Origin of the sequence: Arthrobacter sp. TWP1-1 (assembly GCF_049897845.1) — a bacterium.
GTDB lineage: Bacteria > Actinomycetota > Actinomycetes > Actinomycetales > Micrococcaceae > Specibacter.
Genome location: NZ_JAFCXC010000004.1, coordinates 236,563 through 249,951, shown reverse-complemented (window position 1 = coordinate 249,951; position 13,389 = coordinate 236,563). Strand labels below are relative to the sequence as shown.

Here is a 13,389-nt window from a genome sequence, read left to right as displayed (position 1 = left end):
ATTAGCTGTCAACGCTGCGCTGCCCTTCCTGCCATGAACTGTTACGAAGCCGCGGATACGGCATTTACGGCCGGACTTCGATAGCCTGTGATGGATGTCATCCTTTGCCAGCACCGGACCGGCGGCCGTCCCGACAAGCATAGTCTGCGATGCGGCCATGTCTGCGTACAACTTTGGCCCCAGCCATCCCATGTCGCCCCAGCGCCTTGACCTCACAGCGCGCTTGGCGCGAGAGCTGGGAATTTTCGATCTCCCGCAGGTCAATGTTGTTGAGTCCTATGTGGCATCCGATGACCAACTTGCAACGGTGCACACGCGCGATTACATCGCTGCGGTGCGTCATGTGGGGGAGAATCCTGCCCATTCCGATCATGGCCGAGGACTTGGTACCGAAGACGATCCAGCATTTGCCGGCATGCACGAGGCCAGCGCAAGGCTCGCCGGCGGATCGCTGCTGGCGGCCGACGCCATTCTGGACGGTACAACGCTCCGAGCCGTGAACTTTGGCGGCGGCATGCACCACGCCTTTCCCGACAAGGCCAGCGGCTTCTGCATCTACAACGACACCGCGCTGGCCATCGCAAAGCTGCTGGCGTCCGGGGTGTCGAAGGTGGCCTACATCGACATTGATGCCCACCACGGCGACGGCACCGAACGTATCTTTTGGGACGATCCGAGGGTGCTAACCATCTCGCTCCACGAATCCGGTGTGACGTTATTTCCCGGGACAGGCTTTGCCAACGACATTGGTGGGCCCAACGCGGAAGGCACCGCAGTAAACGTCGCAGTGCCGGCCGGAACCTCAGACGCCGGTTGGCTCCGAGCCTTTCACGCCGTCGTTCCTCAACTAGTGGAGGCCTTTGCGCCGGAGATCATTGTCAGTCAGCATGGCTGTGATTCGCATCGGGATGATGAACTCTCGCACCTGAACACTTCGGTGGATGGTCAGCGTGAGGCCGCACTGAGCATTGCGGGGCTGGCTGAGAAGGTCTGTGGTGGCCGCTGGATCGCCACGGGAGGCGGTGGCTATGACATTTTCAGTGCGGTGCCGCGCGTGTGGAGCCATCTCATGGCGATCGTGGCTGGCAAGCCGGTGCCGCTGCGCACAGCCGTGCCGGAGCCTTGGCGGATGCATGTCGCGGAGAAGTACGGTCAAGTGGCGCCATTGTTCATGGGCGAGGACGCCGATACCTGGTGGCGCTCGTGGGAGGTGGGGTACAACCCCTCGGACGCCCTGGATCGGACGGTTATGGCGACCCGGAAATCGGTGTTCCCGCTGTATGGGCTGGACCCCTGGTTCGACTAGTTCCGTACTTTGAGGGTTTGACGGGTTTGGTGGGCCACGGTAGACGCTCAGGGAGCACTGTCATGATGGTTCTTGAACGAGTTGATACGTTGGTGGCCGCAGGGCCGAATTTCAGGAGCTAGTAGATGACCCACTCCACGCCGGAACTTTCTTGGCCGAGCACCGGCCAGCCGGAGGCGGCGATCGCCGGGTCGGTAAAAAACCCGTTCGCGGCCATCACTGTGCGCGATTACATCACTGACGGCCTGGCGCTGATCCTGCTGGTGACCTCCTTGTTCCTGCCATGGCGTGTGGCAGGATCGGGCTCCGTGGGTGGCTCGTCGCTTGCCGCGGGCCGCATCGACGTTCTGCTGGTGACGATTGTCAGCATGCTGTCCCTCGGGTTGAGCTATGTGTGGCGATCGGGGGCGTTTGGCACCGGCTGGAATTACAGGAAGATGCAGGACCTGAGGTTGCTGGCCAACGCGCCCTACCTTGTGGTCGTTGCCGTGTATCTGGTCCTGGAGCTGGTGAGTCCTAGGGGGTTGGGGACTGCTTTGGCCTTCGGTGTTGCGGGTGCCGTGCTGGCGGCGACCCCGAGGCAGGCCGAACTTGGCGATCCGGTGGTCGATGCGGCACGGGACCGACGCTGGCTGTATGCGCTTTTGGGTGTTGCCGGGCTCACGGTTCTGACCGTTCTGATTGAGAGTGCCAGGTTCTTGGTGGTCGGCAAGGACTTCCCCTTGGGCCCCTTGTATCTGGTGTCCCCGATTCTTCTCGGGCTGTTCACTCCGGCCCTGTTCGTTGTAGTGGCGATAAAAATTCTGCAGAAAAGCCAGCCGTGGCGCCTGGTAGGTATGGGTATTGGCGCTGCCGGGCTGCTGTTGGGCTTTATTTCGCTGCCCGGAACTTCGCGCGTGGTGGCAGGTTTCTATGGGTCATCTCCGACCTTCAGCGTTGTTTTCTGGATGGCATTCGGAGCAATCGCTGCCGCTCCATCTCTGGGCAGACTAATGATTCAACAGCCGGCTCTTGAGAAGTGGCAGTCTGCTTCTACCGCCGTGTTGAGGCTGGCCTTGGCGGCCTCAGCTGGCGTTGCTCTTGTGGCCCTCGTGAACTTGATCCGCGTGCTGGCCAGCGACGGGTACGTGCTCCAGCACTTTCATGAAACTTCGTTCGTGTGGGTGTTGACGCTAGTCATCGCGGTGTTCGGAATTGCCGGCTTCCTCGTGACGGCCGCGCCATTGAAGAGCGGAACGCGGCAGGGCCGAAAACTGGGAACCGCGTATGCAGCCCTCTTGTTTGTCTTGTTCCTCGTGCTCGTATTCGTTGGCCCCAAGACCTTGTCCTGGGGTCTGACTGGGATTGCCGCCACCTTGGCATTCGTATTTCCTGTCGCGATTGTTGCGATCTTGTGGGCACCCCGATCCATGCGCGAGTACTTCGGCGCTGTACCGGCGCCCAACTCCGGTTTTAGTTTCGACGGCGTACCGTCTCCCGAGGTTCCCCTTGCGGAAACTGCGAACCCGGTCCGCCTCCACGAACTGATGGCCGAGGCGGCCAACCCGGCCACAAGTCACGCCCGGCTCCACGAACTTGCTGCCGGATATCGGCAGCTCCACGGCGTGATCGCCGGAAATCCGTCAACTTATCCGGAGCTGCTTGACTGGCTCGAAAAAGTTAACAGTCCCGGTGTCGCAGAAGCCCTGCCGCAGCATTAGTCACCATGAATCATGGCCTTGAAGAAGGCTCCAAGATGCTCACACGGGCATATGTCGCTAGGGTAGTGGAATGGTTGCAGAAAAAGTCTTTGCGGTAATTGCCGAAAGCACCCGTCGGGACATCTTGGAAGCACTGGCCCAGGAGAGCAAAGCCGTGGGTCAGTTGGTCGATGAACTTGGCGTTTCTCAGCCGACAGTTTCCAAGCACCTGCGGGTTCTTCGCGAGGCGGGCGTCGTGACAATGCGCGCCCAAGGGCAGAAACGTTTCTACGGCATCAATACCGAGCCGCTGGCCATGGTTTCCACATGGCTGGATTCTTTGGGTGCCGGTGCCGCCATTGTGTCCACTGCCGCGGTGTCGGCCAATGGCACTCCGGTCAACGGTGCTCAGGCCAACAGCGCGTCAGCAAACGGAACTCAGGCCAACGGCGTGAAGCCGGTCGAGGATGCAAAGAAGCCCCTAGCTCCTGCTTCCCTAGCTCTTGTTTCCGTTCCTCCTGCTTCCGTGCCGGACAATGGCCACGCCGCGCGTCCTTCGACTAAGGTTCAAACCGCCCCGGCAACGAATGGAACAGGCACGGTAAAGGATGCTGCGTCAGGCGCGCCTGCGGTCGTGGCCCCGGCAGTAAAGGCCGCTCCGGTGCATGTTGCCTCAAGCCAGGTGGCAACCATTGTGCATTCGAACGACGTCGATGGTGGCGTTCAGAGCCAACTGAGCCGTAGTGTTGGCAGGGCCGCCAACAAGGCCGCTGATCTGTTGGCCAACCTTCCGACGTTGCCAACATTCAAGCGTCGGAAGAACTAGGAAGCAGCGCCTTTTCCGACAATGCTCGGGCTATTTCTGCATGATCATGCACGCAGTATCGGCTTGTGAGCAAAATTAGTGTTAGCGGTTCCGTGGCTGGAAAATTGCCAGTGAGCTTATTTTTGCGCCGCCGTACGGCGCCACACCCTTTTCAGGAGACTCATGGATACCAGGCTTGAAACCATCCGGGAGCAAGTATTAGCCCGTAATCCCGGGGAAAAAGAATTCCACCAGGCTGTGCTGGAAGTTTTTGAAAGCCTTGGCCCGGTATTGGATAAGCACCCGGAGTTCGTTGATGCGGCTGTTCTGCAGCGTTTGTGCGAACCAGAACGTCAGATCATTTTCCGTGTGCCGTGGATGGATGATTCCGGCCGGGTTCAGATCAACCGTGGTTTCCGCGTCGAGTTCAACTCCGCACTGGGGCCGTACAAGGGCGGGCTGCGTTTCCACCCGTCGGTGTACCTTGGCATCGTAAAGTTCCTCGGTTTCGAGCAGATCTTCAAGAACGCCCTGACCGGCATGCCCATCGGTGGCGGCAAGGGTGGTTCCGACTTTGACCCCCGCGGCAAGTCCGACGCCGAAGTTATGCGTTTCTGCCAGAGCTTCATGACCGAGCTGTACCGCCACATCGGCGAGTACACCGACGTCCCTGCCGGAGACATTGGTGTTGGTGGCCGCGAGATCGGTTACCTCTTCGGCCAGTACAAGCGCATCACCAACCGCTACGAGTCCGGTGTACTTACCGGCAAGGGCATTGGTTGGGGTGGTTCCCTGGTGCGTCCGGAGGCAACCGGATTTGGCACCGTCATGTTCACGCAGGAAATGCTGAAGACCCGTGGCACCTCGCTCGATGGTCAGCGTGTAATTGTGTCCGGCTCCGGAAATGTGGCCACCTTCGCCATTGCCAAGGCTCAGCAGTTCGGCGCCAAGGTTGTGGCCTGCTCGGATTCCTCCGGCTACATTGTGGATGAGAACGGCATTGACGTTCCCCTGCTGCGCCAGATCAAGGAGAAGGAACGTGGCCGCCTGAAGGAATACGCGGTTCGCCGTGGTGCCTCGGTCAGCTACGTTGAAGGTGGCTCCGTTTGGGACGTCAACGCTGCCGTTGCCCTTCCCTGCGCAACGCAGAACGAACTAAACACTGAGGCGGCGACCCGTCTCGTGAAGAACGGCCTGATCGCCATCGCTGAAGGCGCCAACATGCCCTCCACCAGCGGTGCGGTTGCCGTCTTCCAGGAAGCCGGTATCTTGTTCGGACCGGGTAAGGCAGCCAATGCTGGCGGTGTAGCCACCTCCGCACTTGAGATGCAGCAGAATGCCAGCCGCGACGCGTGGTCCTTCGAGCACACCGAGAACCGCCTGCAGCAGATCATGATTGGCATTCACGACCGTTGTGCCGAGACCGCCGATACCTACGGCTCCCCGGGCAACTACGTGGTTGGCGCCAACATTGCCGGCTTCGTCAAGGTTGCCGACGCCATGCTGGCCCAGGGCCTGATCTAAGCTCCACCGCTTCAACTGACCCGCAGTAGTGGTCGAGAAATCGCGATTTCGCGGTGTTTTTCGACCACTACTGCGGGTCAGTTTTGTTTTACGGAGTGAAGGCGCCGCCCTTCTCTGCGCTCCAGACAAGCCGGACAAGCCGCTCAGCCCAGTGTCGACTGCCTGAGCACGAGCTCCGGCCGAAACACCACGTGGGTAGCTTCGAACCCGGGCTCCGCCGCAGCTTCTTGCAAAAGCAACTCCAGCGCAGTGGATCCGATCAGGACGCTGGGCTGGCGGATCGAGGAGAGCGGGACCACCGTAGCTGCAGCGAATTCGATGTCGTCGTAACCGATCAAGGCTATCTCCTGGGGTACTTGCACATCGCCCATTAGCATCAGGCCCTGAAGGATGCCCACGGCCAGCAAATCGTTGGCCGCAAAGATTGCATCCGGTCGCTCCGCTGCAGTGCGGTTCCGGATGGCCTCGCCCGCGGCCCGGCCGGAGAGCACCGTCAGTGATTCGGTTTTTAGGACCTCAAGCGTGGCGTCGGAAACCTCCCCGATGGCCTTGCGTGCGCCGGTGAGTCGTTCGGCCACCTGGCGGATGGAGGTTGGGCCGCCGACGAAAGCTATCCGACGCCGGCCCAGTGACAACAGGTGCCGCACAGCCATTTCGCCGCCGGCGAGGTTGTCCACGCCGACGGAGGAAAAGCTCAGGTTGTCCGACACCCGGTCCACGAGAACGGTGGGGATGCCCCTGCGGCGCAATTGCTCCAGTCTCGGGATGACGTCACCCACGGGGGAGAGGAGGACGCCGCGCACACGCTGTTGCTCAAAGAGGTCTAGGTAGGCAGCTTCCCGGCCCTCGTCGTCGTTGCTGTTGCCCACCAAGACGGAGAAGTTCTCGGCCGCTGCGCTGTCCTCGGCGCCCCGGGCCAAATCGGTGAAAAAGGGGTTCGCGGCATCCAGAACCACCAGCCCGATGCTGTGGCTCATGCCGGCGCGCAGCTGGCGGGCGGCATCATTGCGGACAAAGCCGAGTTTTTCGATGGCCGCCTGAACCCGGGTTGTGACGGCCGGGGACACCTTTTCTGGCCGGTTGAGCACATTTGAGACAGTGCCAACGGACACGCCGGCCAATGCAGCGACGTCCTTGACGCTGGCTGAAACCATGGTGGGGGCTCCTGAGTTAGTTCCCGCCCCGCCTTTGGGACAGGTGCACCTAGAGAAAATGGTGACCTCAGACTACCCTGCCCGGTGCCTCTTTGAACGCCTTCATTGAAACGAATCACAAAACCCTCCTGAGGCTATTGACGCCCAACCTTTGAGCGCTCTATGATTCAAATCACAGCTCGTAATGAAACGATTCATTATCGAGTTCACACAGCCCCAAAGGTGCGGTTCATTTTATGCAGCAAACAAACAGCTCCCGGTCCGGCCCCTCAGGGGAGGAGCTCAAGCCGGCACTCACCCTCATCCATGCAGCCAAGACCTTCGGCCCGGTAGTTGCGCTAGCCGACGGAACCATCGAAATCCTGCCCGGGGAAATCCATGCGCTGGTCGGGGAGAATGGCGCCGGCAAGTCCACGCTGGTGAAGATCCTCGCTGGCCTGCACCGCCCGGATTCGGGAGACTTCCGGGTCGCTGGCGAAACTGTACAGTTCCGCAGCGTCGGCGACAGCAAGGCGGCGGGAATCTCGGTCATCTACCAGGAGCCCACGCTCTTTCCCGACCTCACCGTCGCGGAGAACATCTTCATTGGCCGCCAGCCCAAGGGCCGCTTCGGGCTGATCAGCCGGTCCGCCATGGTGAAGGAGGCGGGCAAGCTCTTTGAAAGGCTCGGCGTCCCCATCGATCCGACCCGGATTGCCGAGGGCCTGTCCATTGCCGACCAGCAAATCATCGAAATCGCCAAAGCCATCTCGCTGGATGCCAAGGTGCTCGTCATGGACGAACCCACAGCCGCCCTCAGCGGCGTGGAGGTAGACCGGTTGTTCGCCGTCGCCCGCGGCCTGCGCGATAAGGGCACCGGCATCCTGTTCATCTCGCACCGCTTCGAGGAAGTCTTCGAGCTGTGTAACCGGATCACGGTGATGCGGGACGGGCGCTACATCGCCACCCACCAAACCGCCGACGTCACCGTGGAGAACATTGTCCGCGAGATGGTCGGGCGTGACATTGGCGCGCTTTTCCCCAAGGCCGAAGCCGAGGTTGGCGCCGTCGTCCTTGATGTTGAGCAGCTCAGCCGGGCCGGCGTCTTCAAGGACATCAGCTTCCAAGTCTGCGCCGGGGAAATCGTTGCCCTTGCCGGCCTGGTCGGTGCCGGGCGCACCGAAGTGGCCAGAGCCGTGTTCGGGATCGACCCGTACGACGCCGGTGCCATCACCTTTGAGGGGCGCCGGCTCAAGGCCCGTGATCCCCAAGCAGCCATCACAGCAGGCATGGGGTTTGTTCCAGAGGACAGGCGCAAGCATGGGCTTGTCCTGGAACTGTCCGTAGCCCGAAATGTCACCCTGACACTGCGCAACAAGTTCACCACGGCCGGACTCATCAATGGAGCAGCCGAACGTCGAGCTGCCAAGGACTGGAGCGAACGCCTCCAGGTCAAGAGCGGCTCCCTGGAACACCCCGTCTCGACCCTCTCCGGCGGAAACCAGCAAAAAGTAGTGCTTGCCAAGTGGCTGGCCACCGAACCCCGGCTGCTGATCATCGACGAACCCACCCGCGGCATCGACGTCGGCACCAAAAGCGAAGTCCACCGGCTCATCTCCGACCTGGCCGGCCGCGGGATCGCCATCTTGATGATCTCCTCCGAACTGCCCGAGGTCCTGGGTATGGCCGACAGGGTCCTGGTCATGCGCGAAGGCCAAATCACCGCCGAACTCAACCGCGCGGACGCAAATCCGGAATCCATCATGCATGCCGCCACGTCTTCCGCGGGAGGAACCCCATGAGCTCAGCCCTGGACAACAGGAAAGCAACAGCCAAGCCGCCAGCATCTCGCGGCTGGGCGGCCGCCACATCGGTGCTCCGGCTCCGTGAGCTGCCCGTGCTCATCGCATTGACAGTGCTGGTGCTCGTTACCTACCTGATTAACCCGCTGTTCCTCAGCGCCCAAGGCGTCAAGGACCTGCTGTTGAACGCCACCATCGTCATGATCTTGGCTGTGGGGCAAACCCTGCTAATCATTACCCGGAACATCGACCTCTCCGTGGGTTCCATGCTGGGCATGGTGGCCTTCGGCACGGGATCGATCTTCGCCGCCATGCCGGACATCCCGATCATTGCCGTCTTCGGCATCGGCATGGTCTTCGGCATGGGCCTCGGCGCCATCAACGGCATCCTCGTGACAGTGGCCAAGGTGCCGGCCCTGGTCATCACGCTCGGCGCGCTTTACGTGTTCCGCGGCCTGAACAACGCCTGGGCCGGCGGCAAGCAATACTTCGCCGGCGACCGGCCGGATGCCTTCGGTGCCCTCTCCGTTGATACGTTCCTCGGGTTTCCCATCATCACCTTGGTGGCCGTCGTCGTTGTCATCGCGGTGGCAATGTACATGTCCGGAACCCGGCCCGGCAGGGACCTGTACGCCATCGGATCCGACCCCGACGCCGCCACAGCCTTTGGCATCAAGGTCTCCAGACGCGTGCTGCTGGCCTTCCTGGCCAACGGGGCACTCGCCGGTCTGGCCGGCGTGCTCTACGCCAGCCGCTTCAACTCCGTGGGAGCCACCACCGGCTCCGGCATGGAACTGACAGTGATTGCGGCCGCCGTTGTGGGCGGTGTGGCGATCTTCGGTGGCAGCGGATCCGTTACGGGGGCGGCGCTCGGCGCCCTGCTGCTGACCACCATCACCAGTTCGCTGACAGCTGTCAGGGTGGACAAGTTCTGGCAGCAGGCCATTGTTGGCATCTTGATCCTGGCCGCCATCATCATCGACCGCGTGGCTAGTCTGCGCACAGCCAAGAAACTGCGGATTAGCGAGGCCAGGAATGTCTGAGACCACCACGCCCACCAGCAACGCCCCCGCGGCGGCACCTACCCGGCGCACGTACACGCCACCGTGGCGCAAGTCCCGGGCCGCAAAGCTCCTGGCCAGCCGGGACGCCATCACCATCTACGCCTTGGTGGCGTTTCTGATCTACGCGGCCGCTAGCATTCCCCGCTTCGCATCGCCGGTCACCACGGGCTTCTTGCTCCTAGACGTCATTCCTGTCCTGCTGATCGCCATGCCGATGACGTTGATCATCATCACCGGCGAAATAGACCTTTCGGTGGCCAGCATTGCCGGGCTGACCAGCGCCACCATGGGAGTTCTCTGGGCAGGCGGCATGAACATTTGGCTGGTGCTGGCGGTCAGCTTACTTGTCGGGGCCGTTTGCGGGATGTTCAACGGCTTCCTGATTGCCGTGTTGGGACTGCCGTCGCTGGCCGTCACAATCGGCACCCTGGCGCTCTTTCGGGGCCTGGCTCTAGTGACCATCGGCGACAACGCCGTGGCCAACTTCCCCAAGCCGCTGACAGCTTTCTTCACGTCCAAGCTGGGTGCCACGGGCATCCCCACGGTGATGATCGGCGTCATCGTGGTCATCATCTTCTTCGGGGTATTGCTGCACTTCACCCCATTTGGACGCGGCCTCTTCGGCATGGGTTACAGCAAGGAAGCCGCAGCCTTTGTGGGCATCAAGGTGGCCCGCAGTAAATTCTGGCTCTACGTGGCATCTGGAGCTGTCTCGGCACTTGCAGGTATCTTCTGGACGCTGCGCTACACCAGCGCCCGCAGCGACAACGCCTCCGGCTTGGAACTGGCAGTCATCGCTGCCGTTCTGCTCGGCGGGGTCTCCATCTTTGGCGGTAAGGGCTCCATTCCCGGGGTCCTGGCCGGCGTCCTGCTAATCGGCTCACTGAACTACGCGCTGCGGCTGGGGAGGGTGTCCGACGTCGTACTCATCACCGTGACGGGCCTGCTGCTCATCCTGTCTGTCGTAGCCCCGAGCATCGGTTCTGCCATCAGGGGGTGGCGGCACAACCGCCGCGTCCGCCGCAACGCCGAGCTATAAGCCAACTAAACCAAAAAAGCACTTCACCACCACAAGCGAAGGAAAAACAATGATGTTCAACCGCAAGAAATCGCCCCGACCGTCCCGTCTAGCGTCCCTGGTCGCCGTCACGGCAGTGGCCGCCATGGCCCTGACTGCCTGCAGCGGCTCGGGCACTCCCGCCGGCAGTGACGCGGCTGCGGGAGGGGACGCCACCATCACCTTCATCCCCAAACAGCTGAACAACCCCTACACGGACGTTGTCTTGTCCGGCGGCAAGAAGGGTGCCACTGAGGCGGGCTTCGCGTCCTCGAACGTCGTGGGCCCGTTGGAAGCCTCCGCCTCCAGCCAGGTCTCCTTCATCAATGCCGAGACGCAGGCCGGCACCAATGTGATTGTGATCGCCGCCAATGACCCCGACGCTGTGTGCACCGCCCTGGGTGAGGCCCGCACCGCCGGGGCCAAGATTGTCGCCTTCGACTCCGACACCAACCCTGATTGCCGCGACGTATTCATTAGCCAGGTGGTGGCCAAAGACGTTGCGTTGATCCAGACCAAGCTCATCTCCGAGCAGATTGGCGGCAGCGGCGAGATCGCCATCCTGTCGGCCACCGCGAACGCCACGAACCAGAACGAGTGGATCAAGTTCATGGAGGAGGAGCTTCAGAGCAACCCGGACTACAAGGACATCAAACTCGTTGCCAAGGTTTACGGCGATGACAATGACACCAAATCGTTCCAGGAAGCACAGGGCCTCATGCAGGCCCACCCGAACCTCAAGGGCATCATCTCCCCCACCACAGTAGGCATCGCAGCCACCGCCCGCTACCTCTCCACCTCCGCCTACAAGGGCAAGGTTGCGCTGACCGGACTGGGACTGCCCAATGAAATGCGTCCGTTCGTCAAGGATGGAACCGTCAAGGAGTTCGCACTCTGGGATCCGGCCCAGCTGGGTTACGTTGCCTCCTTCGCCGGCAAGGCACTCAAGGACGGAACAATCACCGGCGCCGCTGGCGACACCTTCACCGCCGGTGAACTGGGCGAGCGCAAGGTCCTCGACGGCGGCCTTGTGATCGTCGGCCCGCCCACAGTGTTCAACACCGCAAACATCGACAAGTACGACTTCTAATCCGCGTAGCCGGGCGGGCCACTGAGAGCCCGTCCGGCACCGCTTCAACGCTTGCTTTGAACCTGAGTTCCTTTTTCATGCCGAATTTCATGCCGAAAGGCCCCCGATGAACCACATTCAACCCGCGACGCAGCTGTTGGCACAGCACCGGCGCCGGCCCACCCGGATCGGCCTGGTCTCCGGCGGCCTTGGCGCCTACTGGCCCCAGTTTCCGCAGTTGCTGCCGCAATTGCAGGACTCTGTCCGCTACGTCACCAGCCGCTTCGAGGCTCTCGAGGCAGACGTGCTGGACACCGGCTTCATCTCCGACGCCGAAGAGGCAGCAATTGCCGGGGAAAAACTGCGTGTGGCTGATTGTGACTTGATAGTCATCTTCCTGACGACGTACCTGACCTCATCCATGGTGCTGCCCATCGCCCAGCGGGCCAAGACTCCCGTCCTAGTCATTGACCTGCAGCCCACCGAGGCCATGGACCACGCTTCCTTTGACACCGGCAAGTGGCTTGCCTACTGCGGTCAGTGCCCGGTGCCGGAAGTTGCCAATGTTTTCCGCCGCGCAGGGATCGACTTCCGTTCCGTTTCTGGGCATCTCAAGCAGGAGTCCGCGTGGGAGCGGATCACCCAGTGGGTACACGCGGCGGGTGTCCGGGCACGGCTGCGAAACGCCCGGCACGGGTTGATGGGGCATCTGTACCCCGGCATGCTGGATGTCGCCACCGACCTGACCACCGTCTCAACAACGTTTGGCTCCCATGTTGAGGTGCTCGAATTTGATGACCTGCGGGAGCGCGTCAACGAGGTGACACCGTCTCAGGTGGCCGAACGCCTGAACCTGGCCCGTGAACTCTTTGTCCTGGATGACTCCGTGGACGACGACGATTTCGCCTGGGGTGCCAAGGTGTCAGTGGGGTTGGACCGACTTGTGGAGGACTTCAACCTGGACTCGCTGGCCTACTACCACCGTGGACTGGCTGGCGAACAGCATGAACGGCTGGGTGCCGGGATGATCCTGGGCGCCTCCATCCTTACAGCCAGAGGAGTCCCCATGGCCGGCGAGTTTGAGCTGCGGACCTCCATCGCCATGCTCGCAGCCCAGGCCATCGGCGCTGGCGGCTCATTCACCGAAATTCAGGCCCTGAACTTCCACGACAATGTGGTGGAGATGGGCCACGACGGGCCAGCACATCTGGCCGTGTCAGCGAAAGACCCGCTGCTGCGTGGGCTGGGTGTCTACCACGGCAAGCGGGGCTGGGGAGTATCGGTGGAATTCGATGTCCAGCACGGCCCCGTCACCACCTTCGGCCTGGGCCAGAACCGGGACGGTAGCTACGTCTTCGTCACCTCGGAAGGCGAGGTGGTCCCGGGCCCGTTGCTGGCGATCGGCAACACCACCTCACGTGTGGATTTTGGTGGGGACCCCGGGCTGTGGGTTGACGAGTGGAGCCAGACCGGGATCGGCCACCACTGGGCGCTGTGCCTGGGCCACCGGGCATCCGATATCAAGGCCGCGGCATCCCTATTGGGCATTGAACACCGTCATGTGGTGCTCTCATGAGCCTCCTCCGAGTCTGCTTCACGCTTCAGGTCAAAGCCGGGCGCATCGAAGAATACACGCAACGGCACGCGGCCGTATGGCCGGAAATGCTGGCGGCCCTCAAGGCAGCCGGCTGGCACAACTACTCGCTTTTCCTGCGCCCCGACGGGCTGCTGATTGGCTACTTCGAAACCACCAGCCTGCAGCAAGCGCAGGCGCAGATGGCAGCTACCGAGGTCAATGCCCGCTGGCAGGCCGAAATGGCTGGCTTCTTCGAGGATCTAGACGGGGCCCCCGATCAGGGCTTCAAGCAACTTAGTGAGGTATTCAACCTCGAAGACCAACTGGCCGCCGTGGCGCCAGTACCCAACCACTTCACAACCCAAGGAGACTGA

The 13,389-nt window shown here is 61.8% G+C and carries 11 protein-coding genes; 10 read left to right on the top strand and 1 reads right to left on the bottom strand.

The features are described 5' to 3' along the window. The first annotated feature begins 94 nt into the window (after nt 1–94). From ACP7B9_RS09875 to gdhA, 4 genes are all read left to right on the top strand, one after another. The gene (locus ACP7B9_RS09875; RefSeq protein WP_425862918.1) at nt 95–1,306 is read left to right on the top strand and encodes an acetoin utilization protein AcuC; all 1,212 of its coding nucleotides are present in this window, start codon (nt 95–97) and stop codon (nt 1,304–1,306) included. 125 nt (nt 1,307–1,431) lie between these two features. Next, nucleotides 1,432–3,006, top strand: coding sequence for a hypothetical protein (locus tag ACP7B9_RS09870; protein ID WP_425862916.1), 1,575 nt, complete (start codon nt 1,432–1,434; stop codon nt 3,004–3,006). Nucleotides 3,007–3,076: 70 nt separating this feature from the next. Beyond that, on the top strand, nt 3,077–3,811 hold the full coding sequence (locus ACP7B9_RS09865) for an ArsR/SmtB family transcription factor (RefSeq protein WP_425862914.1): 735 nt from the start codon (nt 3,077–3,079) through the stop codon (nt 3,809–3,811). 162 nt (nt 3,812–3,973) lie between these two features. Next, nucleotides 3,974–5,314, top strand: a complete 1,341-nt coding sequence (gene gdhA, locus ACP7B9_RS09860; protein WP_425862912.1) for an NADP-specific glutamate dehydrogenase — start codon at nt 3,974–3,976, stop codon at nt 5,312–5,314. A gap of 143 nt (nt 5,315–5,457) precedes the next feature. On the opposite strand, the gene ACP7B9_RS09855 is transcribed toward gdhA, so the two are convergent. Beyond that, nucleotides 5,458–6,468, bottom strand: coding sequence for a LacI family DNA-binding transcriptional regulator (locus ACP7B9_RS09855; protein ID WP_425862909.1), 1,011 nt, complete (start codon nt 6,466–6,468; stop codon nt 5,458–5,460). A 236-nt stretch (nt 6,469–6,704) separates the two neighbouring features. Between ACP7B9_RS09855 and ACP7B9_RS09850 the strand changes: the two genes are divergently transcribed. The 6 genes from ACP7B9_RS09850 to ACP7B9_RS09825 all read left to right on the top strand — a co-directional run bounded on the left by ACP7B9_RS09850 (nt 6,705) and on the right by ACP7B9_RS09825 (nt 13,389). Continuing rightward, nucleotides 6,705–8,249 (top strand): sugar ABC transporter ATP-binding protein, encoded by a 1,545-nt coding sequence (locus tag ACP7B9_RS09850; RefSeq protein WP_425862907.1) that lies wholly within the window; start codon nt 6,705–6,707, stop codon nt 8,247–8,249. Continuing rightward, nucleotides 8,246–9,292 carry an ABC transporter permease gene (locus ACP7B9_RS09845; RefSeq protein ID WP_425862905.1) on the top strand — a complete coding sequence of 349 codons (1,047 nt, stop codon included), beginning with the start codon at nt 8,246–8,248 and terminating at the stop codon, nt 9,290–9,292. Before ACP7B9_RS09850 ends, ACP7B9_RS09845 begins: the two co-directional genes overlap by 4 nt. Further along, nucleotides 9,285–10,352, top strand: a complete 1,068-nt coding sequence (locus ACP7B9_RS09840) for an ABC transporter permease (protein ID WP_425862903.1) — start codon at nt 9,285–9,287, stop codon at nt 10,350–10,352. The genes ACP7B9_RS09845 and ACP7B9_RS09840 overlap by 8 nt, the downstream gene beginning before the upstream one ends. A 49-nt stretch (nt 10,353–10,401) precedes the next feature. Then, entirely contained in the window at nt 10,402–11,460 is a 1,059-nt protein-coding gene (gene rhaS / locus ACP7B9_RS09835) for a rhamnose ABC transporter substrate-binding protein (protein WP_425862901.1), read from the top strand. 106 nt (nt 11,461–11,566) lie between these two features. After that, the gene (locus ACP7B9_RS09830; protein ID WP_425862899.1) at nt 11,567–13,015 is read left to right on the top strand and encodes an arabinose isomerase; all 1,449 of its coding nucleotides are present in this window, start codon (nt 11,567–11,569) and stop codon (nt 13,013–13,015) included. Further along, nucleotides 13,012–13,389, top strand: coding sequence for an L-rhamnose mutarotase (locus tag ACP7B9_RS09825; protein WP_425862898.1), 378 nt, complete (start codon nt 13,012–13,014; stop codon nt 13,387–13,389). Before ACP7B9_RS09830 ends, ACP7B9_RS09825 begins: the two co-directional genes overlap by 4 nt.